This window comes from Catenulispora pinistramenti, assembly GCF_018274385.1.
In the GTDB taxonomy this organism is placed as follows: domain Bacteria; phylum Actinomycetota; class Actinomycetes; order Streptomycetales; family Catenulisporaceae; genus Catenulispora; species Catenulispora pinistramenti.
Genome location: NZ_JAAFYZ010000172.1, coordinates 1 through 23,889 on the forward strand (window position 1 = coordinate 1; position 23,889 = coordinate 23,889).

Genomic DNA, 23,889 nt, shown 5'->3' on the forward strand with positions numbered 1-23,889 from the left:
GGTCGCGTCGGCAGGGCTTCGCCTACAGTGCCGGTGGCCGGGGGTCAAGTTCGCGCCATACGAAACCGCCGCCTACCTGCATGTCCGCCGCGCGCGGACTTTACCCCCGGACACCGGTGCTGTACCCATCGGGCTGACGACGCGACCGTGGGGAACGGACCGCACCACCTCACCGGCCGCAGCCGCTGAGACTCACCCGGCCACCCTAGGGAACCGCGCTAGTTTCCCTGAGGTTGCCGAGGCCCGCCGGAGGCCCGGCCCTTCACCATCGCCTTTGACTTCGATCTTGCTCTTGATCTTGCCTGTGCTCTTGATCTTGCCCGGACTTGCTGGAGTTGAAGAGGCCTGAGGTGCGGCGGGGTTGTGAACGCGCGAACCGGCAGCCGACAAACACACCCGCCGACCCGAACCCCGAACCGGCACAACTATGACCGAAGGCCGTAAAAAGCTTTACAACCCACACCCCAACCGCAACCCGGCTCACAAACCCCAGCCCCAACAAACTCCACCCGCCAACGGATCCCACCCGCCGACCAGCACGTCGCGAACTCCCAGGCAAACGTTGCCCGACACGGCACCAACTCTCGGCCTTCGGCCCGAGGTAACCTCCGGCACATACCCGTGCAGCTGGGTGAGCTGGCGCATCTGGCGCAGCTGGCGCATCTGCCGAACGCGGCGGACTCGTGGTCGGCGATCGTTCTTCCCCTCCTCCCGCCCTACCGTCTACGCGGCGCGAGTCCGGTCTCGAAGGCGATGATCGCCAGGTGGACGCGGTCCCGAGCCTCGAGCTTGGCGAACAGGCGCGCGACATGCGTCTTCGCCGTCGCCGCGCTGATCACCAACCGCTCGGCGATCTCGGAGTTCGACAGTCCCTGTCCGACCAGTGCCAACACCTCGCGCTCCCGGTCGGTGATCCCCGCTATGAGACTCGCGCCTGCGGCGGGCTCGGCGTCCGGTTCGGGGGCCGCGGGGCCGGGTGTTCCGGCGAAGTCCGCGATCAGCCGTCGGGTCACGCTCGGCGCGATCAGCGCGTCGCCGGCCGCCACCACGCGGATCGCGTCCAGGATCGCGTCCAGGGCCATGCTCTTGAGCAGGAATCCGCTGGCCCCGGCGCGCAGTGCGCCGTAGACGTACTCGTCGTGGTCGAAGGTCGTCAGCACCAGTACCTTGGGCGGGTCCGGCTCGGCCATCGCCTGTCGGGTCGCCTCGATCCCGTCCATGCCCGGCATCCGGATATCCATCACCACGACGTCCGGCCGCAGCTCGCCCACCAGGCGCACCGCCTCGCGGCCGTCGCCGGCCTGGCCGACCACCTCCAGGTCGTCGGTGTCGCCGATCAGGATCGCCAGTCCGACCAGCATCAGCGGCTGGTCGTCGACCAGTAGTACCCGTACGCTCATGCCGGCAGGCTCGCCGTCACCCGGAAGCCGCCCTCCGGACGCTGGCCGGCGCTGAACTGGCCGGACAGCAATGTCACCCGCTCGCGCATGCCGAGCAGGCCGAAGCCGCTCCCGCCGGCCCCCGCCGCGAACCTCGGGCGGCCCGGCCCGCCGAGACCGTCGTCCCCGTCGTCCACCACCTCGATCCTCACTCCTTCCGGCTCGTAGCCGACCGCGACCCGGCACGTCCGCGCCCCGGAATGCCGCACCACGTTCGTCACCGACTCCTGGATGATCCGGAACGCCGACAGCTCGATCTCCGGTGGCAGTGGACGCCGCTCGCCCCGCCAGGTCACGTGGACCCGCACCCCGGCGCCGGCCGTGCGTTCGGCGAGCTGCGGGACGTCGGCCAGGGTGCTGGCCGGCGCCAGCGGAGCGGCCTGCGGCGTGGTGTCGTCCGGCTCGGCGCGGCGGAGCGCACCGAGCATACGCTGCAGCTCGAGCAGCGTCTCCCGGCTGGTGGTCTCGATGCCGCCCAGCGCCTGCCGCGCCTGCTCGGGCTTGGTCTGAACGACCCGCGCCGCCGCTCCCGACAGCACGGTGATGATGCCGATGCTGTGCGCGACGCTGTCGTGCAGTTCGCGGGCGATCCGCAGCCGCTCGGCCATGACGACGCGGGCCGCGGTCTGCTCGTGCAGGGCTTCGAGGTATTCACGGCGTTTGCGATACACCCCCCCGATAACCCACGCGACCGCGATCCACGACGCGTACTGCCCGGCCCACCCGATCGCATCGCCGACAGAGCCTTCGGGGCCGACGTGGGTGAAGTTGACGAACACGGCCGCGACCGCCGCGACGGAGCCGACGGCGGCAGCCTTCGGTCGCCGGGTGGCGAGGTACCCGCTCAAGGCGATGAGCAGGACGAACACGATCAAGGGCCGCGCGCCGACGATGTCGCTGAGGACTGATTCGCCCAGGATCGCCGCGTAGACCGCCGCCGGCAGACGGCGCACCAGCAGAACCGGAAGGGCGAGCACGAGGTAGAGACCCGTCATCTGGAAGGGCCCGAGGCCGGAAAACCGGAACATGCCGTCGAAGTGCCTGGCCTCGGGGACCGGCATCGTGAAGCAGAGCATCAGCGCGTAGAAGCAGGCGGTGGCCAGCACCACGGCCTGGACCTTCAGCCAGCTCATGCGCTCCGATGTCGAGAGACGCTGGAGAAGCTCTTCCATACGGAGATCGTATTCGGCGACGTCAGCTCTGCGCGTCGCCCCGGGGATGTACGCCGGATACGTCCCCGGGCCGATGGCCTGCGGGAGAGGTGACATCCGCCGGCCGACGCGAGGGATGACGGTCTGTTCCTAGGTTCATGGCCATGACCAATGCACCGATGATCGATCTCCAAGACACGACAAGGAAATATGATGACGGCCCGCCCGCGCTGGCCGGGGTGACCTTGTCCGTGGCGGCCGGTGAGTGCGTGGCGATCCTCGGCCACTCCGGCAGCGGCAAGTCCACGCTGCTGAACCTGATCGCCGGTCTGGACAAGCCTTCCAGTGGCACCGTGACGGTCAACGGCACCCGCGTCGACCAGCTCGGTGAGGCCGGTTCGGCGAAATACCGCCGGGCCTCGATCGGCATGATCTTCCAGTTCTTCAACCTGCTCGACGATCTGACCGTGCTGGACAACGTCATGGTTCCGGCGCAGCTGGCCGGGATGGGCAAGGGCGAAGCGAAGCGCCGGGCCACCGAGCTGCTCGGCTCGCTGGGCATCGACCGGCACGCCAAGGCCTACCCGCAGCGGCTGTCCGGCGGGCAGCGGCAGCGGGTCGCGGTGGCCCGGGCGCTGATGAACCGGCCGGCGCTGCTGCTGGCCGACGAGCCGACCGGCGCGCTGGACTCGCACTCGGCCGAGGACGTGCGCCGGCTGCTGCTGGACCTGAACGCCGAGGGTCAGACCATCCTGCTGGTCACCCACGACGTGCAGCTGGCCGCGAGCACCGCGCGCCGCACGATCGAGCTGGTGGACGGCGCGGTCGCGCGGGACATCGTCAACATCGGCAGCAACAGCAGCGGCAGCAGCGCCGGCCTGGCCGCCCGCACACCGCTGACCCGTCCAGCGGGAGCGGTCGGATGACACTGCGCAAGCCGCCGATGCCCCGGCGTCTTTTCGAGGTCGGTTTCCGGGCCGTGGCCCGCCTGCTGCTGGCGGTGAGCCGATGAGCGCCCTGGGCAAGGTCGTACGCTCCGGCGTGAGCCGGCGCCGCGTCCAGTCCATCGTCGTGGCCCTGACAACGTTCGGCGCGGTGACGTCCTCAGTACTCTCCCTCGGTCTGCTGACCGCCGTGCAGGCCCCGTTCGAGCACGCTTTCAGTACTCGGAACGGGGCGCACCTGGCGGTCCAGTTCGACGGTTCGAAGGTCACGGCGGCGCAGGCCACCGCCACCGCTCACGCCGCCGGCGTCACTGAGGCGGCCGGGCCGTACCCGATCGCCGCCGCCCTGGACACGGCCGTCGGCATGGACTGCCCCGACAAGGCTTCCGCCGGTACCGACAACCATGCGATCACCGTCACCACCCGGCCCGACCTGGGTAGCACCTCCGGGATGGACCAGCTGGTGCTGACCCAGGGACGCTGGCCGACCGGTCCGGGCGAGATCGCCCTCCCGGCGAATAGCTATGCCGACGCCTGCTTCGGCTCTTCGGTGGTGTTCTCCTCCCTGCCGAGCAAGCCGTCGTTCAAGGTCGTCGGCTTCGCCGGCTCGGTGACCAACAGCGCGACCGCCTTCGCCACCGCCGACGGTTTCGCGCGGCTCACCGCCGCCGGTGCCGAGGCCGACGAGCAGATGCTCTACCGGTTCGCCAAGGCCGGGACCGACGCCGACATCGCCACCGACAAGCAGGCGGTGGCCGCCGCCGCGCCGGCCGGCTCGGTCGAGGCCGGACAGTCGTACCTGACCGCGGAGCAGCAGGTGACCGGCAACGCCAAGGCCTTCGTGCCGTTCCTGATCGCCTTCGGGATCCTCGGGCTGTTCATGTCGGTGCTGATCATCTCGATCGTGGTCGGCGGGGCTGTGGCCTCGGGAATCCGGCGCATCGGGATTCTGAAGTCGTTGGGCTTCACCCCTTCGCAGGTGGCCCGCGCCTACACCGCGCAGGCCATGATCCCGGCGACACTCGGCCTGGTGCTCGGCACGGTTTTCGGCAACCTCCTGGCTGTGCCGATCCTGGGCGCGGCCACCAAACAGCTCGGCGCGGCCAGTGCCACGATTCCGCTGTGGGTCAGCGCCGTGGTGCCGCTGGGCGCCCTGCTGATCGTCGGCGTCACGGCTTTGATCCCGGCACTGCAAGCCGGCCGGATGCCGACGGTGCGGGCCCTGGTAGTCGGCCGCGCCCCCAAAGCCGGGGGCGGTCAGAGGGCGCAGCGTCTGGCCTCGCGGCTACCGCTGCCCCGGGCCATGTCGCTGGGTCTGGCCCAGCCGTTCGCCCGGCCGGTCCGCGCCGTACTGGTCGGTGCGGCGGTGCTGTTCGGCGTGGTGAGCGTCACGTTCGCGGTGGGGCTGGAGTCCGGGTTCAACAAGTACCTGGACACCAGCACCTCAGGCTTCAACATCGCGTCGAAGATCGTGGAACCCACCGCCGACGTGGGCGTGCCCTGGGGTCGCTACGGCCCCAACGACCCGCGTGACCCGCGTGACCCGCACCTGGATGCCGCCAAGGTGGCCGCCGCGCTCGCCAAGACCCCGGGCACGAAGGCCGCGTTCGGCTGGGGCGACAGCGGCGCGAGCATGGTCGACGCGCCGATCGGCGGCGAACCGCCGGTCGTGTACACGATCAGCGGCGACTTCTCCTGGACGAACATGGAACTGCTGTCCGGCCGCTGGTACGCCGCACCCGGCGAGGCCGTGGTCGGCGACAAGCTGGCCTCGGCGGCGGGAATCCACGTCGGTGACAACATCACCGTGGTACAGCAGAACAAGCAACTGCCGCTGAAAGTCGTCGGCATCAACTTCGACACCAACGCGGGCGACTACACGGTCATGACGGACGCGGCCACCTTCACCGCCGCCGGCCTGACCCCGCACATCGACCAGTACAACGTCGAACTGGCCGCGAACGTCAACGGACCGGACTGGTCCACCTCAGCCGCCGCCGCACTGACCCCGCTGAACGCCTCGGTCCAGCCGAACTCCGACGGGGGCAAGAACATCATAGTGATCATCATGGGCACCCTGGTGGCCACGCTCACGCTGATGTTGATGGCGGTCGCCGCACTCGGAGTACTGAGCATGGTCATGCAGGACACCCGAGAGCGGGTTCACGATCTGGGGATCTTCAAGGCCCTCGGGATGACACCCAAGCAAACCATCGCGATGGTCCTGACCTCGGTGACACTCACCGGCCTGATCGCCGGACTGATCGGCGTGCCGCTGGGAGTCGCGGTGGAGAAGGCAACGCTGACCCCGATGGGGAACGCGATCGGCCGGCACCTGCCGCCAAGCGTGTCCCACGTCTACACCGCCGGCCTGCTCATCCCCCTGCTGGCCGGCGGGATCGTGATCGCCCTACTCGGGGCACTCCTGCCGGCCAGCTGGGCGGCACGGACCCGGACCGCCACCGCGCTGCGGACCGAGTAACCGAGCAGGACCGAGTAGAGCCGAGTAGGACCGAGCAGAGCCGCTGGTCGCCGCGGCAAAAGCGGTGCTGGGCACTGCACGGCGCGGCAAGAACGCCAATGCCGACCTCCCCCGGTTGACACCCCCGGGAGGTCGGCATTCCGGCGTTCTACACGTTCGCCGACCTGCTGCGCTGCCTGATTTGCAACCGGGCGTTCGAAGGGCACTGGGCACACGGCTCCCCCGGCTATCGCTGCCGGCACGGACACAGCAGCGCTCACAACACCGATCCAGATCGGCCGAAGAACGCCTACCTGCCCGAGAAGGCGATCCTGGCCAAGCTTCCTCTGCTGTACATGCGACTCACCGCCACGCGCCCGACTGCAGCGATCCAAGGCCACGGTGAACCGCACCGGAATCGCGCCACACTCCTCCGTTTGACAGCAGGTCAAGCGGGATCCTGACCTGGTGTCAAAGCTGTAGCCGTGGAAGGAACTCGGGGCGCTTCATGGCGCACTCCCGGTGCGGTTCGCCAAGCACCGCGCCCGCGCCCTGAACGCGGGCCCGGTCACCGTCATCCCGCACGCGGGCCCCCTCGCACCACTGGAACAACCCATCGAGTTCTGCAACCTCCTGACGGACTTCATCGACCGACTCGACCGATCCGGTCGGTGAAGCCCGCTCCGGCGGGTCCCCCCGATGATCAAGGGCGGTGGTGCGATGTTCGAGGAACTTGGGAACGGGCCCCTCCAGAGTGAGCCGAGCGGGTTCTTGTCGGCAGCGGATCACAGGCTGCTGCTGTTAGTGGCTTTGGTACCGGTGGGGTTGGGCGTGTGGGCCACCTAGCGGTGTGGTCGTTCCTGGGACCTGCGCGCGACCGGCCGCCAGGTGTACGCGATCAACCCGATGGCCGCCGCTCGCTACCGCGAGCGCGCAACCATCACCGGCAAGAAGTCCGACCACCTGGACGCGTCGGTCACCGATCACCGATCACCGCGTAAGCGCCGCCGCTGTCAGGGCAGTGCGATTGGCGGGCGCGGGCCGGTGCGCCGTTGTCCGGGTGGGAGTAGGAGCACTTCTAGGGCGGTCGCGCAGGCCGCCGCCTGCTCGACGAACCAGGCGAGGCGGGCGCTGGCCATCGCTTCGGGTGATGAGCGCAGGGCTACGGCGAAGCGGGCTTGGTCTGTGTGGTCCAGGACCGGGACGGCGATGGTGCGGACGCCTGTTGTGGATTCGCCTTCGTTGAGGGCGAAGCCCGCGGTGCGGACTCGTTCCAGCTCTTCGCGCAGGTGCTGGGGGTCGGTGATGGTGCGGCGGGTCAGTTGTTCCAGGGGCAGGGCGGTCAGGTCCGCGTTGTCGCCCCAGGCCAGGAGGACTTTGCCGAGGGCGGTGGAGTGCAGGGGACGGCGCAGGCCGCGGGCGCCGTCGCGGTCCAGGGAGCCGCCGGCCAGGATCACGGCGTGGCCGCCGACGCGGGTTGCCAGGTCGGCGGTGGCTCCGGTGTGGGCGGCGAGTTCGGCCAGTTCGGGCTCGGCGCGGTGCAGGCCTCGGCGGTGGTAGGCCAGGCGGCCGAGTTCGGCCAGGGAAGGGCCCAGGCGGTAGCGGGCGGTGGCCGGGTCCTGTTCCAGGATCCCGGCGTTCGTCAGGACTTTGAGCAGGCGGTGCGCCGTGGACAGGGCCAGGCCGGTACGCCGGGCCAGGTCCGATCCGGTCAGGTCCTGGGGGCTGTCGGCGAAGCACTGTAAGAGGGCTAGCGTCCGGTGCACCGACTGCGCCCCCTCGCGGGGTGCCGTCGGCGCGGAATCTCGATCCATGCGCTGGAGTATTCCATACTGTGGGATATCTGGGTGCCCTCAACGTCTCTGCCACCGAAGTAATCCCGCAGTTTGGACGTTTTTCGCGAGGTGATTGTCATCGCCCGCCTCCTCCCGGATAGTGGAAGGGAAGCGCCGGGTCGGCGCGACACCGGGACGAGGACCGAGAAGTACCGAGAAGGAACGAGAAGGGAGGATCGCGATGAGCGCGTACGACACCGCTCAGGGAGCCGGCTGCCCGCGGCCGCGGCCCACCCGTTCGCCGGTCCGCCTCGTCCTGACCGCGCGCCGCCACGTCGATCTGGCACGCGTCTGCAGCGCCATCTGTCCGGCTCTGATCTGTCCGCTCTGATCTGTCCGGCTCTGATCTATCCGGCCTGATCTGTCCGGCGGGCTGCTGTCCGTGCCGTCGACTGTCCGTACGGACCCCGTGTTCCGGTTCTGCTGACCGGTGCCTGTCCCGCCTGCTCCGTGCCCCGGGCTCTTGCTTCCCGCGCTTCCCATGCTCCGTCACCGTGTGAGGACTCTGCCATGCCCGCATCCGCCGCTCCTCAGGATCGCCCGGTCCTGGACACCCTGTGGTTCACGCGTTGTCCGGTCCCGACCGCGACCGGCATCGCCGCCGATCGCGGCTGGCTGGCCGCCGAGTTCGCCGCGGACGGGCTGGTGGTCCGTTCGCTGCAGGACGCCGGTCCCGACGTGCCGCGCGACCGCCACTTCACGCACGCGCTGACCGGGCTGTTCCGGGAAGGCGGGAACGTCCCGGCGCTGTGGGCGCGCGCGTCCGGGGAGCCGACTCGGCTGGTCGGCCTGACCTGGATCGAGGAGCGGCAGGCGATCCTGGTCCGGGCCGAGGACCGGGAGCGGATATCCGGGCCCGGGGACCTGGCCGGGTCGCGGGTGGCGATCCCGCGGCGGGACATCGCGATCGACTTCTGGCGGGCGATGGCGCTGGCCGGCTTGCACGGCGCGCTGGCCGCCGCCGGGCTCGGACTGGGTGACGTGGTGCCGGTCGAGGTCGTCGTGGCGCCGTCGGCCGGGCAGTGGAAGACCGAGCTGGAGGCGCTGCGCGACGGACGGGTCGACGCCGTCTACGTGAAGGGGGCGCTGGCGGTGGAAGCCGCGGCGGCGCACGACGCGGTCATCGGCGTCGATCTGGACGCCTTCCAGGACCCCTCGGTACGGGTCAACAACGGCACGCCGCGCCCGGTCACCGTGCATCAGGACCTGCTGGACCGGCATCCCGACCTGGTCGTGCGCTTCCTGCGGGTGCTGGTCGAGGCCGCCGACTGGGCCGCGGCCCGGCCCGGCGAACTGGCCCGGATCCTGGCCGCCGAGACCGGCGCCGGGCCGGCCGGCGTGGCCGGCGCCTACCGCGGCGCCGGATCGGCCGATCTGCGCCTGGATCTGTCCGCGCACCGGCTGGAGCTGCTGGCCCGACAGGAGCGCTTCCTGCGCGGCCAGGGCTTCCTGGCCGGTCCGGTCGACGTCGCGGCCTGGGCCGCCCCCGAACCGCTGGCCGCCGCCCGCTCGCTGGCGACCGCACGCTGATCGCTGACCCGCGGTCCGTCCCGCTCCCCTGACAGCCCGCTCCCCCGACAGCCCGAACGTCCGACAACTCGAACGTCCGACAGCTCGCTAAGGAACCCTGATGAGTGCTCCCCTCCGCCGGATCTCCGCCGTCCTGGCCGCCGCCGCCGTCGTCGCGGCCGCCGCGGCCTGCTCGTCGTCGAAGTCCACCGCGTCGCAGGACCCGAAGAACGGCGCGGCCGCGCTCGCCGGCTCCGGCAGCGTCACGATCCGCGTCCCCGACCCGGGCAACTCCGGCGCGCTCGCGCTGGGCAAGAAGGACGGCAGCCTGGCCGCCGCGCTGGCCAAGGCCGGTGCGAAGGTCGAGTGGACCGGCACCGCCGGCGCGTTCGCCCCGGCCGCCCAGGAGTTGGACGGCGACCAGTTGGACGTCGCCGAGGGCTCCATCACCTCAGCCGTCGCCGCCCTCGCGCAGAAGCCCGGCTTCAAGCTGTTCGCCGCCGTCGCTCCGGACAAGACCGGCGAGGGCATCCTGGTGAAGGACGGCTCGGGCATCAACAGCGTCGCGGACCTGGCCGGCAAGAAGGTCGTGGTCTGGCACGGCGGTTCCAGCGAGTACCTGCTGCTCAAGGCGCTGACCCAGAACCACGTCCCGGTCGGCTCGGTGCAGCGGGTGTATCTGCAGCCGAACCAGAGCGCCGCGGTCCTGCACTCCGGGCAGGTCGACGCCTGGTCCACCTGGGCCACCTTCTCGATCTCCGAGCGGGCCAACGCCGGCGAGCACTTCCTGGTCACCGCCGGCGACATCGGTTCGCAGAACTACGCGGTGTGGGCCGTGCGCAACGAGTTCGCGAGCAAGCACCCCGCCGTGGTGAAGGCCTTCTACGACTACCTGCACCAGGCCGAGGCCGAGCAGGTGCAGAACCCTGAGGCCTACATCAACGTGTTCCGCACCTCCGGCCCGGACGCTGTGTCCGGCAAGGAGAAGGACCTGACGGTCCAGGACTACCAGGCCGGCAGCCCGACCTCGCCGATCACCGCCGCGGATCTGGCGAACTTCAAGGAGGTCGCGCAGTTCTTCGCCGACCAGAAGGTCACCCCTGGGGTCGTCGACCTCGCGCCGAACGTGATCGACGTGACGACGCCGGCGGGGTCGTGATGACGGCGCTGGAGACGGCGGCGGCCCGCGAGTCGGCGGACCCGATCCGAGCGGCCGAACCGGTCGGGGCGGCGGACCGGACCGGAGCCGCCGGGTCGACAGAGCGCGCCGAACCGACCGAACCGATCGAGTCGGCAAACCCGGCCGGACCGGCGGAGTCGGCAGACCAGACCGAGCCCGCGGACCCGGCACCCGCGCCCGGCGCCGCGCCCGCCGCCCTGGAACCGCTGGAGCTCCTCACCCCGCGGGTGCGCCGCACGCGGCGCCGGCCCCGCGGGCTCGCCTTCGCGCTGCGCGCGCTGGGTCCGATCGCCATCCTGGCCGGATGGTGGACCGCCTCGGCGACCGGCGTGCTCACCAAGGATCTGCTCGCCTCGCCCCCGGAGGTGTTCGGCCAGGCCGTGGATCTGTGGCGCAGCGGGCAGTTGTCCGCGGCGCTCACAGTGTCCCTGGCCCGCGCCGGGACGGGGCTGCTGATCGGGGTCACGGCCGGGCTGCTGCTCGGGGTCACGGCGGGCTTCTCCCGGGTCGGGGACGACCTGCTCGACTCCGCCGTGCAGACACTCAGGGCCCTGCCGTTCCTGTCCCTGGTGCCGCTGTTCATGGTCTGGTTCGGCATCGGCGAGGCGGCGCGCGTCATCCTGATCGCGGTGGCCACCACCTTCCCGATGTACGTGTCCACCTCCGGCGCGGTCCGCACCGCCGATCCCAAGCTGCTGGAGGCGGCCCGGACGTTCGGGCTGGGCCGGTGGGCCACCGTGCGCCGGATCGTGCTGCCCGGGGCGCTGCCGGCGATCCTGTCCGGTCTGCGGCTGTCCACCACGCTCAGCGTCATCGCGCTGATCGCCGCCGAGGAGATCAACTCCACCGCGGGGCTGGGCTACCTGATGGCCCAGGCGCAGAACTTCTCCCGCACCGACATCCTCACCGTCTGCATCCTGATCTACGGGCTGCTGGGCCTGAGCGCCGACATCGCCATCAGGGCCCTGGAACGGGTGCTCATGCCGTGGCGCGCCGCCGCGGGAGGAGCCCGATGAGCGTCGCGGTGCGGGCCGGCGGAATCCGGCGCGAGTTCGGCGGCCGCAGCGTGCTCGGCGGCGTGGATCTGCAGATCCGGCGCGGGGAGTTCGTGGCGCTGCTCGGGGCCAGCGGCTCGGGCAAGACCACGCTGCTGCGGCTGCTGGCCGGCCTGGACCGGCCGGACGCCGGCGAGGTGCTGGTGCCCCGGGCCCGGACCGTGGTCTTCCAGGAGCCGCGGCTGGTCCCGTCACTGCGGGTGCTGGGCAACGTCGCGCTCGGGCTGCCGCGCGGCGCGGCCACCCGGGCCACGGCCCTGGCGGCGCTGGCCGAGGTCGGCCTGGCCGGGCACGCGCGCGCCTGGCCCGCGACGCTGTCCGGCGGCGAGGCCCAGCGGGTGGCGCTGGCCCGGGCGCTGGTGCGCGAGCCGGGGCTGCTGCTGCTCGACGAGCCGTTCGCGGCGCTGGACGCGCTGACCCGCCTGCGGATGCAGGACCTGGTGGCCGACCTGGTCGCCCGGCACCGGCCGGCGGTGCTGCTGGTGACGCACGACGTGGACGAGGCGATCCGGCTCGCCGACCGCGTCGTGGTCCTGGGCGGGGGCGGCCGGCTGGTACTGGACGAGCCGGTCGCGCTGGCCCGGCCGCGCGACGACGCCGACCCGGGGTTCCCGGTCCTGCGCCGCCGGCTGCTCGCCGAGCTCGGCGTAGCCCCCGCCGGCCGGGACAGTGCGGCATGACAGTCCTGGAAGACGCCCGCGAGATCCAGCCCGACCTGGTGCGCCTGCGCCGTGAACTGCACGCCGATCCCGAGGTCGGACTGCTGGTGCCGCGCACCCGGGAGCGGGTCCTGTCCGCGCTGGACGGGCTGGACCTGGAAGTCACGCTTGGCAGAGCCCTGACATCGGTGACCGCGGTGGTGCGCACGCGCCGGCCGGATGCCGTCGCACCGGTACTCCTGCGCGCCGACCTCGACGCGCTGCCGCTGACCGAGGACACCGGCCTGGACTACGCCTCCCGGACTCCCGGCGCGGCCCACGCCTGCGGCCACGACCTGCACGCGGCGATGCTCATCGGTGCCGCCCGGCTGCTGGCCGCCCGCCGCCACCGGTTGCCCGGCGACGTGATCCTGATGTTCCAGCCCGGCGAGGAGGGGCACGACGGCGCCCGGCTGATGCTTCGGGAGGGCCTGCTCGACGCCGCCGGCGACCGGCCGGCCGCCGCCTACGCGCTGCACGCGGCGTCCTCGGCCCCGCTGGGCCGGTTCGGCGCCCGGTCCGGCCCCGCCCTGGCCGCCTCCGGCACCGTCGAGGTCGTCCTGCGCGGCAGCGGCGGCCACGGCGCCTGGCCGCACGCCGCCCGCGACCCGATCCCGGCCCTGGGCGCGACCATCGGCGCGCTGCAGACCATGGTCACCCGCCGCTTCGACGCGCTGGAGCCGGTGCTGGTCTCGGTCGGCCAGGTGCGGGCGGGCACCGCGCCGAACATCATCCCCGAGACCGCGCAGCTGGCCGCGACGCTGCGGGCCTTCAGCGACACCGCCCACCGGCGGCTGGTCGCCGAGATCGAGCGCGTCGTGCACGGCGTGGCCGCCGCGCACGGCGTCCAGGCCGAGATCACGCACAGCCAGGGCTACCCGGTGACGGTCAACGACCCGGCCGCCGCCGGCTTCGTCGCCGACGTGTGCGCCGACCTGTTCGGCGCCGAGCGCTACGCCGCGGCCGAGCGGCCCGCGCTGGTGTCCGACGACATCGGGCGGGTGCTGGCCGAAGTGCCCGGCGTCATGGTGTCCCTCGGCACGTGCCCGCCGGGCCTGGACCCCCGCGACGCCGCGCCCAACCACTCGCCGCGGGCCGTGTTCGATGACTCCGTCATCGCCGACGGCGCCGCTCTGCTGACCGAGCTCGCCCTGCGAACCCCGCCGAAGACCACCGAAGGAAGACCCCTGATATGAGTCGCGTCCACATCGTCCTGCCGTCGGCGGCCGCCGCGCCACCGCCGGCGGTGCTCCCCGATCGGCTCACCGATCTGCGCCCCTCGGCGTCCGACCCGTTCCTGGCTCTGGCCAAGGCCGCGGACCTGGCGGGGCTGGCGAGCGTGGTCGTGCCCTACGATCGCCAGGGCCCGGAGCCGCTGGTCACCGCTGCGGCGCTGCTGAGGGCGACCCGCCACGTCACCGTCTTCGCCGGCGTCCAGCCGTGGATCGCCACGCCGCAGTACGCCGCGAAGGTGTCGGCCTCGCTCCAGCGCTTCTCCGGCGGCCGATTCGGCTGGTATCTCGACGGCGACGCCGAGTCCGCGGCGTTCGCCCAGACCGCCGGCGACTTCTGGCGCCGCCCCGACGGCCTGCCCGAGGTGCTGTCCGAGCACGCTTTCCCGGCCGTGGTCCTCGCCGGCGCGAGCGGCACCGCGCACCTGGACGTCGCCGGTCTGGAACCGGACGCGGTCGCCGCCGCGATCGACGAGCGCCGGGACGCCGGTTTCGCAGAGTTCTTCCTCACCGTGGGCCATGACCCCGGCGAGATCTACCGGATCGGTGAGTACGTCCTGCCGGTCCTGTCCCAGGAAAGGGCGCCGTCTCATGCCGGTTGACATCTACTGGCGCATCGCCATGGAGGGCGACCAGAAGTCGCTGTACGAACCGGGCAGCACGCGGGGCGGATTCGCCGATCACCTGTCCGGCGGCCTGGCTCCCGGCCGCAACCGCGGCGCGGCCGACGGCTTCACGCACGCCGACTACATGGCCGAGGTCGTCCGCGCCTCGGAGGAATCAGGGTTCGTCGGCGGTCTGCTGCCCTCGTTCGCGCACACCGACGATCCGTGGGCCACTGCCGCGAGCCTGGCCGCCGAGACCCGCGGCTACCGCTTCATGGTCGCCTTCCAGCCCGGCTTCCTGCACCCGGTGCAGGCCGCGCGGATGTCCGCGACGCTGCAGAAGGCGACCGGGGGCCGGCTGGTCTACAACATCATCTCCGGCGGCGGCGGGCCGCAGCAGCTGTGGTGGGGCGACACGACCGGGCACGACGACCGCTACGCCCGCACCTCGGAATTCCTCGACGTCCTCAAGGGGGTATGGACCGGCGAGGGCACATTCCAGCACGAGGGCCGCTTCTACCGGGTCGCCGACGGCGGCCTGCCCGCGGCCCTGGCCGGGCAGCCGTTCCCGGAGATCTTCTTCTCCGGCTCCTCCCCGGCGGCGATCCAGGCCGCCGGGCGGCACGCCGACTACTACCTGTCCTGGCTGGAGCCGTTCGAGGCGCTGGCCGAGAAGTTCGCGGCGGTCCGCGCGCGCAGTCCCCGGCCGCCGAAGTTCGCCGTGCGGATCGACATCCTGGCCCGGCCGACCGAGCAGGAGGCCTGGGACGTCATCCGGCGCGGCTGGGCCGGGCTGCCGGCCGAGGCCGAGCGCGAGGGCGGCGACTCGGTGGGCTGGCGCCGCAGCCAGGACTTCACCGCCGGTGCCGACGGCTCGTTCCGTGCGCTGCAGGTGGCGCCGAACCTCTGGGGCGGTTTTCACCGGCTGCGCCCCGGACCGGCCTTCGGCCTGGTCGGCGACTACCGGCAGGTCGCCGACCGGCTTGAGGAACTGGTGGCGCTGGGCGTGGACGCGTTCATCCTCGCCGGAGTGCCGCACCTGGAAGAGGCGCGCCGCGTCGGCCGCCACGTCCTGCCCCTGTTGAAAGGAAACCCGCGATGAGCGTCCGTGTCGGCTACTTCCCGCAGAACAACTCGTTGTTCGTCCTGCGCCACCTCGGCATCCTGGACAAGCGCCTGCCCGATGTGGAATGGGTCGATCTGCGCGGCCTGGACCGCGGGCCGCGCGTCGACCCGACCAGCGCGCTGCCCTCGGCGCACGGCGACCACCTCTTCGACGGCGGCTACGACTTCATCGGCACCGGCTCCACCCCGCCGGTCACCGCGCAGGCCAAGGGCCACGACATCGTCTACGCCGCGGTCTCCGGTCCGCGGGTGGAGAACGGCCGCCTGGTCGTGCCCGCCGACTCCGACGTCCAGGACCCCGCAGGACTGCGGGGCAAGCGCGTCGCCCTGGGCCACGGCTCCTGGCAGACCACTTTGCTGCTTCTCGCCTTGGACAAGGCCGGGCTCACTTGGTCCGACATCGTCCCGGTCGACAGCTACGGCGACGCCGCCGAGCGCTTCCTGGCCCGCGAGGTCGACGCCTGGGTGGGCTCCTATCCGGATCTGACGAAGGTGGAGCAGCAGGCTCGAATCAGGGAACTGATCCCGACCGAGGGGCTGTTCAGCCACCGCTCGCTGTGGTTCACCAGCCGCGCCTTCGCCGCCGGCCGGCGGCCCGAGCTGGCCGCGATCATCGAGGCGCTGCACGAGGCCGACGCCTGGACGGCCGCGAACCCGGCCCGGGCCGCGGAGTTCTTCGCCGCCGACGACAGCCGGCCGGCGGCCGAGTGGGAGCACGCGCTGCGCACCCGGCCCTGGGGCCTGCTCCCCGTCGACTCCGACTTCGTCGGCGAGCAGCAGCACGCCGCGGATCTGTTCTACGCCAACGGTCTGATTCAGCAGCGGGTGAGTGTCGCGGACGCGGTGTCGGAGGAGGTCAACGCCATCACGCGGGCGCTGCCGCGGTGATCGCCCCGGCCTGCTGACCGGTCAGCCGGGCCGGTCAGCCGGCTCGGCCCGGCGCACCCGGGCTCGGCTCGGCTGGCCTGGGCTCGGCCCGGCCACGAACAGCTCCAGCCCGCAGCAGAACGGTTCCTCCGGCAGCGCGAACCGCCGACTGAGCGGCGCCCCCGGGGGCCGAACCGGTGGTCCGGACCCCGGGAGCCCTCCCGTGAGCGCTCACGGAGAGGTCAAAAAAAGAGAGGTCACAGGTTGCGGTCGATCAGCATCTGCACGACGTTGACGTGGAAGTCGGGGAAGTCCATCGGCACGATGCCGAAGCGCGGCCCCTTTCGGTGCGTGTTCAGGTACGGGTAGATGTAGTTGTCCATGAGCTTCTGCTCGTAGACCTTCGGGAACTGCGACAGCGGCGCGCCGGCCATGCTCAGGAAGTTGATGTACAGCGTGCCCTGCTTCACGTCCGCGGCCGCGCGGTCGAACTGCTGGACGATGTACCTGCCCTTCGGATCCATGTCGACGTAGTAGTGGTCCTCGATGCTCTGGACCCAAGGACTCGTCCCGCCGCCCCACGGGATGACGCTGCCCATGGTGGGCGGGATGTTGTTGTCGTCGATGAAGTCGAAGATCGGGACGATCTGGCCGGCCGCCGAGCTCAGAGTCGGCCACTGGAACTTCAACGGCTTGAGCAGGTTTTGGTACGCGGGAAGCGCCCGGTAGTAGTTCACCCGCCGCGCGAACTCGGTGTCGTTGAGCGCCTGGCCGCCGGCGTTCTCGTTCCGGACGCGCATGACGATGCACTCCGTGGGCTGCGCTCGCAGGAACGCCTGGCACTGGTCCAGGACATCCTGGAAGCGGATGTACTGGTAGTAGCTCGAGTGGTAGATGCCCAGCTCGTTGGCCGTACCCTGGAGGCCGTTGCAGCGGATGTCGAGGAACCGGATCCCCTGCTGCAACTGTTCGGGGATGCCCCAGTTCTGGGTGTGCGACCACTCGGTCCCGTGTGAGGGGTACTCACAGCAGGAGTCGTGCGTTCCCGGGATGGTCAGCATGTTCAGCGGCGTGGACGGGTTCAGGTGGCTCATCCACATGTTCGTGTAAGCGCCCCCCGGCGTCACCGCCGCGCTCGCGGCAGTCGGCAGACCGAACGAGACGGCACCGGTAGCGGCCAGGGTGCCGGCGCCGGCTCCCCACTTCAGGACATCACGACGGGTAGGACTCATGGGCACACTCCTGGAGCTAGGAAGGAAGCGGGTGTCCGACAGCGCGGGAAGGAGATCGCGCCGCGGGCGGCCGAGCCTAACAACGGGACGCGATCTTCAACCAGAGGCGTCAACAGGGAAAACGTGCCGATGGCGGGCGTGTGGGTGAGTCAGGGGACGTAGTCCGGCGGGTTCGCCCGATCTCCGCTCTGGGGTGAGTCCGGAGCAGCGGATCCTGTGTCAGCTGGTGAGCTTTGACTTCCGGGCGGCTGTCGACGCAGCGCCCTGATGGCTCGCGACGGCGTTGAGGTTGCGTTGCGGTTACGGCGGCGGCGCTGCCCGCGGTTTTCCCCGCCGGCAGCGCCGCCCGCTCACCCCTCGCTGTCGATGATCACCTGGAACTGGGCCCGGATCGCCTCGCGCAGACTCGCTGACTCCGCTTTCAGCGCGGCGTAGTCCGCGGCCGTCATCGGCTCGGGCAGGTCCTTCACCGCCGCCATGTCGGCCTGCTGGCGGGCGACTTCGACGACCTCCAGGGTGGGCTCGTTGTCGTGCAGTCCCGCGGTGAAGGCGTCGCTGGAGCTGAGGACCACGAAGCCGCTCGTCTGGCTTTCGCCGGGCCGGGCCCAGGTGCGCAACGCGTAGTCGACCATGGAGGCGACGTTGACGTAGTTGGCGGCGATCCAGCTGTCGGGCTCCTCGTACTCCTCGCGGTCCGGGCCGAGGAGTTCCTCGAAGCGTTCCTTCAGGGCCCCGGCCTCGGCCGCGTCCACTTGCCCGACGGTGGCCGCCTTGTCGATCGTGCGTAGCACGTCTTCGATGAGGAAGGTGTAGCCGGGTGCGAAGGAGAAGTACTGGTCGATGTCCGGGAACTCGGCGAGCACTCCCACACGGTGGGCGACCAGGCCTGCCACTACTGCCCGCTGGTAGGGGCTGAGCGTTTCGAACGAACCGAGCATGACGTCTTCATCCCAGGGATCGTCCATGCCACGTCACCGCCTCACCATGTGAACTGTGCCTCACCATGTGAACTGTGTCTCGCTGACGAGTTTGACGCCGGCCACGTCCCTCGCGATGGTTCCGCCCTTGCCGTCGAACAGCTTGATCCGCTGGGTCCGCAAAGGTCCGGTCAGCTGGGCAGCCCCGACCTTAGCACTGAACGGCTTGAACAATGTGTCCTGGCACCACGGGCAAACCGGGCGGTTCGCCGCGCCGCCGAGCGGGGTCCAGCCGTTCTGGCGGATCGTCGCCAGTGCGCTGATTTCGGCGTCGGCGTCCATGCGGATGGCCGGGACCTCGCTGCGCCCGTTCTTGCCCAGTTCGTTCAGGACGCGCTTGTCCATGGGGCCGGCTCCGCTCCAGCCGACGACGTCGAACTCGTTCCCCTGGGTGTCGACCGCTCTGATGATGGCGGTGCTGCGCCGGCCGGTGGCTCCGACCTGCTTGGCGTGCAGGGTGTCGACGCGGTCCTGGATCGAGTCCAGCGCGTTCTGGCACAGCAGACCCAGCGGGTCGAAGTCCGTCAGCGGGTTCAGGACGTACCCGTGGTCGTTCGGCGCGGGCGCCAGACCCAGCGGGTCGGCGCTCAGATAGCCGCCGGTGTGCGGGTCGTAGTAGCGGTGGACGTTGTACTGGAGCCCGGTCTCGTTGTCCAGGTACTGCCCGGGGAAGCGCAGTGGGCAGTCCACCGCGTGGTCGGAGGCGGCGATCGGCGTGCCGTACACGCTCGTGGTGAGGTACCAGTCGATCGACCCGTCCGGTGCCACCAGCTCGGTCGGGGTGCCGGCCACGTCGGTGACGATCATGTGGAGCGTCTCTTCGACCGCCTGGGCCTCGGCATGCCCGCTCCAACTCCGCCGACGCTGCGCGACCGGGCGCCACGACTCGGCCGAGCCGGCGTCGTAGTCCCACGTCAGAGCCTGACCGCCGGCATCGGTGGAGACGGACTGCTCGATGAGCGTCCCGCCGTCCCAGGAGAACTCGACCCGGTCGGTGACGCCACCGGCACCGACGCGCTCCTTGCCGATCCGGCGGCCGAACGGGTCGTACGAGTACTGCCATGCCGTACCGTCCGGCACAGTGACACGCACCAGGCTGTCGTCGGCGTCCCACTCGTAGGTCCACTCCTTGCGCCCGCCGGACAGCGTTCGCCGCAAGGCCCGGATCATCCGTCCCTGCGCGTCGAAGTCGTAGTGGGTGTGTCCGGCACGGCGGATCAGTGGGCCTTCGAAGTCGCGGTCGGCGCTCTCGGCGTTGCCACCGCCCGCGGCGGTTCCCGCCGAGGTGCCCACCGCCGCGTGCGCGACGTTGCCGAAGGCGTCGTAGGCATAGGACTCGCCCCACGTGGCGGCCTCGACCGCGACCACGCGGCCCAGGGCGTCCAACCGGTATTCGCGGGTGCCGCGCCGGGAGTCGCTGACCCGGTCCAAGACGTCATCGGCGCGATAGCTGTAGGTGCGCTCCAGAAGCAGCTGCGCGGTGCCCGACGCAGTGCCCGACGCGGCGCCCGGATCCAGCGCGGCCGAGGCCCGCGCCGCGGCCGATGTCGCCTCGCCCCGCCACAACTGCTGCCCGCTGAGCCGGCCTTCCACGTCGTAGTGCTGCGCCAGCCCGCCACCGCGGAACGTCCGCTCGACCTCGCGCCCGAGCTCGTCGTAGAAGAATTCGAGCATGCCCGCCCGGGTGGTCAGCCGGGCCGTGCCCCGGTCGGTGTCGAATCCCCATTCGGAGACGGCGCCGGATGGGGTGACCCGGCGTACCCGGCGTCCGGCGGCGTCGTACTCGAAGCTGACAGTCCGGCCGTTCACGGTCTCGGAGAGGATCCGGCCGGCCCGGTCGTGCTGGTAGGACATCGAGGACGTCGGGCCGGCCGCGCCGAGCAGCCGGCCCGCCGGGTCGTACTCGTAGGTGAACGTCCCGTCGGCGGTGTGGCGCTCCAGGATGTCTCCGGTCACGCCGCGGACGAAGCGCGTCACTTGGCCCACGCCGTTCGTGCGCGCGGCCAGCTGACCGATCGCGTCGTACGTGTACTGCTGCGGCCGTCCGGTGAAGTCACGTTCGGCGACCATGCGCCCGGCCGCGTCGTAGCTGTAGGACCAGACGGCGCCGGCCGGGTTGGTGACCGAGACGAGGTTGAGCTCGGTGTCGTAGGCGAACTCATAGCGTGCGCCGGACGGGTCGGTCCGGGCGGTGACCTTGCCGAACGGCCCATACTCGAAACGGGTGGTCGCGCCGAGCGGGTCGACGTGCTCGACGAGCTGCCCCTGCGCGTCGTAGGAGCGTGTCGTCCGCGATCCGTCCGGGGAGAGGTCCCACAACGACATGCCGTCGGTCGACCACTGCGTCGTCGTGGTCGCCCCGTCGGGCAGGATCATCCGGACGACGCGGCCGAAGGCGTCGCGTTCCATGACGGTCCTGGGACCGTCGCCGTCCCGGACGGCGATCGGCAGCCCGGCGGCGTCGGTGGTGGTCCGGCGCACGGCGCCGTCGGGGTCCACGACTTCCAGGATGCCGCCGTTGTCGCTGTACCGGTATTCGGTGACGGCCTGGATCGGGTCCGTGATCGTGGCGAGCCGGCCGCGGGCGTCGTAGGTGTACCGCCATGTGGAGCCGTCCGGCAGCCGGATCTCGGTCGGCTGTGCGGGGCCGGCGAACTCCCCGATGATCTCTGTGCCGTCGGCGCGTCGGATGCACGCGGTGTTGCCGAACTCGTCGTATTCGCGATGGGTCGAGTGGCCCAGGGCGTCGGTACCGGATATCAGTCGGCCGTAGCGGTCGTATTCGGTGCTGAGGACGTTGCCGAGCGGGTCGGTGATCGAGGCCAGAGCGCCGTGTTCGTTGTAGCGGTAGACGACGGCCCGGCCCAGGGAGTCCACGAGGGTGTTGGCCTGGTTCTCGTCGTCGTAGGAGAACGTCGCGGTCAGGACGCCGCCGTCGCCGACGCCGCGGACGACCCGGCCGGTCTGGTCGTACTCGTAGCGGTAGCTGTAGCCGAGGCGGTCGGTCCAGACCGTGATGCGGTCGTCGTCGTCGTACCCGTAGGTGTACGGCTCGCCGCTGTCGTCGACGATCGCGGTCAGCCGGCCGCGCTCGTCGTAGCCGAAGGTCCGGATCCGGACCTCCTCCTGCGCGCTGAGCAGCCGGATGCCGCTCACTCGGGGACCGGTGAGCGCGGCGACGGTGTCGATCTGAAGGCGATAGCCGCCGCTGTGTTCGACGCCGAACGGGGTGCCGTCGTCGTGTCTCAGGAAGCTGATGCGGTTGTCGTTGCGGTCCGTGACGGATGTCAGATCTCGTATCTGCCCGGTGTCGTCTCGGTGGTGGACCGCCGCGAACCGCCAGACGAAGGCCGAGACCGGGTCGGTGATGCGGATCTCGTCGGCCTCCCGGTCCCACTCCAGCGGCCACCGCGCGCCTTCGACGGGCATGACGCTCGCACCGGGTTCGGGGACCGGATAGTTGAGCGCTTGCGCGTCGTCGCCGACGAAGTGGATACCCGCGGCGTTGACCGACAGGCGGATATCGAGGGTGCAGGACCATCCGGGACCGAACAGCCGGCCGTAGGGATTGCCCGAGGAGTAGGCCCGGCGCAGGACGAGCGGGAGCACAGCCTGAAGCTCGACGTCGGCCTCGGCGGTGATCATGTTGCCGGAGACCACGTCCACCGGGTCGCCGCCCTCACAGGCGAACTTGTTGCCGCGCGCTCCGAGCTTCTCGATCAGCTTGCCGCCGTACTTGTCCATCAGCTTGCCGCCGACCTTCTCGATCGCCTTCCCGCCGATGAACTGCAGGCCGAGCATGCCGGCACCCATCAGGGCGTCGCCCCAGTGGCCCTGCATGGCATCGCCGGCCACCTCCAGCACCGTCCCGGCGATCGCGATGATGTTGTCGGCCTCGGCCAGGGCGGCGGTGATGACGTCGACGCCGGGGATCCAGGACGTGGCCAGGGCGATGACGTCGAGGATCGGGGCGATCTCGTTGGCGATGTCGGCGATCTCGCCGCCGATGTCGGCCAGGGCCTGGCCCAGGTGTTCCCACCAGTGCTTGTTGTGGATGCCGTCGGACTGGGCCTTGCCGATGGCACTGGCACAGGTCTTGGCGGCGGCGATGCGGTCGTCGTGAGCCTGGTTCGCCTGGGTGGTCAAGGCGGCCATGCGCGCCTTGGCGTTGTTCAGGTTGGTCTGCGCGGTGTCGTGGGCGCTCTGGGCGTCGGTGACGGCCTTCGGATCGGGGTTCGCGGCATGGTTCTGCTGCGCCGTCTTCAGATCGGCCGCGGCGGTGCCGGCGCTGGTGGTCGCGCGTTGGAGGTCGGCGTCGGCGTCCTGGGCTTGCCGCAGCGCGGCATCGGCCTTGCTCTGCGCGGCCTGCAACGCCGGCGCATACGCCGACAACGCGTCAGAGGCCTCGCTGTAAGACGTGTAAAGCTTCTGCAACCGCCCCGGCAACGGGCCATAGTTGGCCTTGAACGCATCAGCAGTCTGACCCACCCACTGCATCGCCGCGGTGTCGGAGCCGAAGGAGTTCAGGCTCCGGTACGCCGACTCCACATCGTGCGCGAAATCCCCGAACTGCTTGGCCAAAGCCTGCACCGACTCCACCACACCCGGCGTCGGATCTCCATCCAGACCCAGGATGTCCCAGCCTGTCGGACGCGCCATGAGTGTCCTCCCCCGTGTGAGAATACTGATTTTCTTGGTCGCTTTTCCTCGGTCGCTGAGCCGCCCCGGCGCCGCTACCGCAGTCGGCCCTCGCTGAACGGGCCGGCAGTTCAGTGCCGGCCGGTCGGAGAGCCGATGCCGAGGCGATCGGCATGCTCGAGCTTTGAGCGACCCGTGGATCTGCTTGCGGCCCCCCGCATCATCGAGCCACAGTGCCAAATCAGCGTACAGAAATACATATACACGCTCGTCACCCTGTCGGCGAGGTTCAGAGCGTGTGGGGGTCGGTGAGGGGGCAGTGTGGGGGTCGGTGAGGGGGTCGGTGAGGGGCAGATGTCGGCCGGGACGGCCGTCGCTGAGCCAGGACCGTTACTAGTGCTGTACCGGGCAACATTTGCCCGGGAGTTTTCGCGATGTGGTTCGCGACGTGTCGGTCGGCGGGCGGGATCCGTTGGCGGTGGAGTTTGCTGGGGGCTAGGGTTTGTGGGCCGGGTTGCGGTTGGGGTGTAGGTTTCAAAGCTTTTTACGGCCTTCGGTCATAGTTGTGCCGGTTCGGGGTTCGGGGTGGTGGGTGTGTTTGTCGGCTGCCGGTTTTCGCGTTCACAACCCCGCCGCACCTCAGGCCTCTTCAACTCCAGCAAGTCCGGGCAAGATCAAGAGCACAGGCAAGATCAAGAGCAAGATCGAAGTCAAAGGCGATGGTGAAGAGCCGGGCCTCCGGCGGGCCTCGGCAACCTCAGGGAAACTAGCGCGGTTCCCTAGGGTGGCCGGGTCAGTCTCAGCGGCGGCGGCCTGTGAGGTGGTGCGGTCCGTTCCCCACGGTCGCGTCGTCAGCCCGGGGGGTACAGCACCGGTGTCCGGGGGTAAAGTCCGCGCGCGGCGGACATGCAGGTAGGCGGCGGTTTCGTACGGCGCGAACT

Annotated in this window: 17 protein-coding genes; 11 read left to right on the forward strand and 6 right to left on the reverse strand. The window is 70.7% G+C overall.

Going from position 1 to position 23,889, the window contains the following annotated elements; genetic code table 11:
* Window positions 1-716: 716 nt before the first annotated feature.
* Window positions 717-1,400, reverse strand: a complete 684-nt coding sequence (locus KGQ19_RS35200; RefSeq protein WP_212017402.1) for a response regulator — start codon at window positions 1,398-1,400, stop codon at window positions 717-719.
* A complete protein-coding gene (locus KGQ19_RS35205) occupies window positions 1,397-2,611 on the reverse strand; it encodes a sensor histidine kinase (RefSeq protein WP_212017404.1) in 1,215 nt (404 codons plus the stop codon). Before KGQ19_RS35205 ends, KGQ19_RS35200 begins: the two co-directional genes overlap by 4 nt.
* A gap of 143 nt (window positions 2,612-2,754) precedes the next feature.
* Here KGQ19_RS35205 and KGQ19_RS35210 point away from each other — a divergent pair, with 143 nt between their 5' ends.
* Window positions 2,755-3,516: an ABC transporter ATP-binding protein gene (locus tag KGQ19_RS35210; RefSeq protein ID WP_212017406.1), complete on the forward strand. Its 762-nt coding sequence runs from the start codon at window positions 2,755-2,757 to the stop codon at window positions 3,514-3,516.
* An 82-nt stretch (window positions 3,517-3,598) separates the two neighbouring features.
* Window positions 3,599-6,016 (forward strand): ABC transporter permease, encoded by a 2,418-nt coding sequence (locus tag KGQ19_RS35215; protein ID WP_212017408.1) that lies wholly within the window; start codon window positions 3,599-3,601, stop codon window positions 6,014-6,016.
* A gap of 992 nt (window positions 6,017-7,008) precedes the next feature.
* On the opposite strand, the gene KGQ19_RS35220 is transcribed toward KGQ19_RS35215, so the two are convergent.
* Window positions 7,009-7,809, reverse strand: coding sequence for an IclR family transcriptional regulator (locus KGQ19_RS35220; RefSeq protein ID WP_212017411.1), 801 nt, complete (start codon window positions 7,807-7,809; stop codon window positions 7,009-7,011).
* A 202-nt stretch (window positions 7,810-8,011) separates the two neighbouring features.
* Between KGQ19_RS35220 and KGQ19_RS53080 the strand changes: the two genes are divergently transcribed.
* The 9 genes from KGQ19_RS53080 (at window position 8,012) to KGQ19_RS35260 (ending at window position 16,122) form a co-directional block, all read left to right on the forward strand.
* Window positions 8,012-8,161 carry a putative leader peptide gene (locus KGQ19_RS53080; protein ID WP_368862208.1) on the forward strand — a complete coding sequence of 50 codons (150 nt, stop codon included), beginning with the start codon at window positions 8,012-8,014 and terminating at the stop codon, window positions 8,159-8,161.
* Window positions 8,162-8,340: 179 nt separating this feature from the next.
* Complete coding sequence (locus KGQ19_RS35225) at window positions 8,341-9,360, forward strand: ABC transporter substrate-binding protein (RefSeq protein ID WP_212017412.1); 1,020 nt, start codon at window positions 8,341-8,343, stop codon at window positions 9,358-9,360.
* A gap of 100 nt (window positions 9,361-9,460) precedes the next feature.
* On the forward strand, window positions 9,461-10,498 hold the full coding sequence (locus tag KGQ19_RS35230) for an ABC transporter substrate-binding protein (RefSeq protein WP_212017415.1): 1,038 nt from the start codon (window positions 9,461-9,463) through the stop codon (window positions 10,496-10,498).
* Entirely contained in the window at window positions 10,498-11,535 is a 1,038-nt protein-coding gene (locus KGQ19_RS35235) for an ABC transporter permease (protein ID WP_212017417.1), read from the forward strand. The genes KGQ19_RS35230 and KGQ19_RS35235 overlap by 1 nt, the downstream gene beginning before the upstream one ends.
* Entirely contained in the window at window positions 11,532-12,254 is a 723-nt protein-coding gene (locus KGQ19_RS35240; protein WP_212017419.1) for an ABC transporter ATP-binding protein, read from the forward strand. The genes KGQ19_RS35235 and KGQ19_RS35240 overlap by 4 nt, the downstream gene beginning before the upstream one ends.
* Window positions 12,251-13,468 (forward strand): M20 metallopeptidase family protein, encoded by a 1,218-nt coding sequence (locus KGQ19_RS35245; RefSeq protein WP_212017420.1) that lies wholly within the window; start codon window positions 12,251-12,253, stop codon window positions 13,466-13,468. Before KGQ19_RS35240 ends, KGQ19_RS35245 begins: the two co-directional genes overlap by 4 nt.
* Window positions 13,465-14,106 (forward strand): LLM class flavin-dependent oxidoreductase, encoded by a 642-nt coding sequence (locus KGQ19_RS35250; RefSeq protein ID WP_212017422.1) that lies wholly within the window; start codon window positions 13,465-13,467, stop codon window positions 14,104-14,106. Before KGQ19_RS35245 ends, KGQ19_RS35250 begins: the two co-directional genes overlap by 4 nt.
* Window positions 14,096-15,211 (forward strand): LLM class flavin-dependent oxidoreductase, encoded by a 1,116-nt coding sequence (locus KGQ19_RS35255; RefSeq protein WP_212017424.1) that lies wholly within the window; start codon window positions 14,096-14,098, stop codon window positions 15,209-15,211. The genes KGQ19_RS35250 and KGQ19_RS35255 overlap by 11 nt, the downstream gene beginning before the upstream one ends.
* Window positions 15,208-16,122 (forward strand): ABC transporter substrate-binding protein, encoded by a 915-nt coding sequence (locus KGQ19_RS35260; protein ID WP_212017426.1) that lies wholly within the window; start codon window positions 15,208-15,210, stop codon window positions 16,120-16,122. The genes KGQ19_RS35255 and KGQ19_RS35260 overlap by 4 nt, the downstream gene beginning before the upstream one ends.
* Window positions 16,123-16,358: 236 nt before the next feature.
* Here KGQ19_RS35260 and KGQ19_RS35265 read toward each other — a convergent pair whose 3' ends face one another.
* From KGQ19_RS35265 to KGQ19_RS35275, 3 genes are all read right to left on the reverse strand, one after another.
* Window positions 16,359-17,333, reverse strand: a complete 975-nt coding sequence (locus KGQ19_RS35265) for a phosphatidylinositol-specific phospholipase C domain-containing protein (protein WP_212017432.1) — start codon at window positions 17,331-17,333, stop codon at window positions 16,359-16,361.
* Window positions 17,334-17,683: 350 nt separating this feature from the next.
* On the reverse strand, window positions 17,684-18,298 hold the full coding sequence (locus KGQ19_RS35270; RefSeq protein ID WP_212017428.1) for a hypothetical protein: 615 nt from the start codon (window positions 18,296-18,298) through the stop codon (window positions 17,684-17,686).
* A gap of 33 nt (window positions 18,299-18,331) precedes the next feature.
* Complete coding sequence (locus KGQ19_RS35275) at window positions 18,332-22,969, reverse strand: DUF6531 domain-containing protein (RefSeq protein ID WP_212017430.1); 4,638 nt, start codon at window positions 22,967-22,969, stop codon at window positions 18,332-18,334.
* Window positions 22,970-23,889 lie beyond the last annotated feature (920 nt).

Excerpts from the sequence above, each read along its gene's own strand:
- KGQ19_RS35255 (WP_212017424.1), top strand. The coding sequence starts at position 14,096 with ATGCCGGTTGACATCTACTGGCGCATCGCCATGGAGGGCGACCAGAAG.
- KGQ19_RS35245 (WP_212017420.1), top strand. The coding sequence starts at position 12,251 with ATGACAGTCCTGGAAGACGCCCGCGAGATCCAGCCCGACCTGGTGCGC.
- KGQ19_RS35270 (WP_212017428.1), bottom strand. The coding sequence starts at position 18,298 with ATGGACGATCCCTGGGATGAAGACGTCATGCTCGGTTCGTTCGAAACG.
- KGQ19_RS35260 (WP_212017426.1), top strand. The coding sequence starts at position 15,208 with ATGAGCGTCCGTGTCGGCTACTTCCCGCAGAACAACTCGTTGTTCGTC.
- KGQ19_RS35200 (WP_212017402.1), bottom strand. The coding sequence starts at position 1,400 with ATGAGCGTACGGGTACTACTGGTCGACGACCAGCCGCTGATGCTGGTC.
- KGQ19_RS35215 (WP_212017408.1), top strand. The coding sequence starts at position 3,599 with ATGAGCGCCCTGGGCAAGGTCGTACGCTCCGGCGTGAGCCGGCGCCGC.
- KGQ19_RS35275 (WP_212017430.1), bottom strand. The coding sequence starts at position 22,969 with ATGGCGCGTCCGACAGGCTGGGACATCCTGGGTCTGGATGGAGATCCG.
- KGQ19_RS35230 (WP_212017415.1), top strand. The coding sequence starts at position 9,461 with ATGAGTGCTCCCCTCCGCCGGATCTCCGCCGTCCTGGCCGCCGCCGCC.
- KGQ19_RS35225 (WP_212017412.1), top strand. The coding sequence starts at position 8,341 with ATGCCCGCATCCGCCGCTCCTCAGGATCGCCCGGTCCTGGACACCCTG.
- KGQ19_RS53080 (WP_368862208.1), top strand. The coding sequence starts at position 8,012 with ATGAGCGCGTACGACACCGCTCAGGGAGCCGGCTGCCCGCGGCCGCGG.
- KGQ19_RS35235 (WP_212017417.1), top strand. The coding sequence starts at position 10,498 with ATGACGGCGCTGGAGACGGCGGCGGCCCGCGAGTCGGCGGACCCGATC.
- KGQ19_RS35250 (WP_212017422.1), top strand. The coding sequence starts at position 13,465 with ATGAGTCGCGTCCACATCGTCCTGCCGTCGGCGGCCGCCGCGCCACCG.
- KGQ19_RS35240 (WP_212017419.1), top strand. The coding sequence starts at position 11,532 with ATGAGCGTCGCGGTGCGGGCCGGCGGAATCCGGCGCGAGTTCGGCGGC.
- KGQ19_RS35265 (WP_212017432.1), bottom strand. The coding sequence starts at position 17,333 with ATGAGTCCTACCCGTCGTGATGTCCTGAAGTGGGGAGCCGGCGCCGGC.
- KGQ19_RS35220 (WP_212017411.1), bottom strand. The coding sequence starts at position 7,809 with ATGGATCGAGATTCCGCGCCGACGGCACCCCGCGAGGGGGCGCAGTCG.
- KGQ19_RS35205 (WP_212017404.1), bottom strand. The coding sequence starts at position 2,611 with ATGGAAGAGCTTCTCCAGCGTCTCTCGACATCGGAGCGCATGAGCTGG.
- KGQ19_RS35210 (WP_212017406.1), top strand. The coding sequence starts at position 2,755 with ATGACCAATGCACCGATGATCGATCTCCAAGACACGACAAGGAAATAT.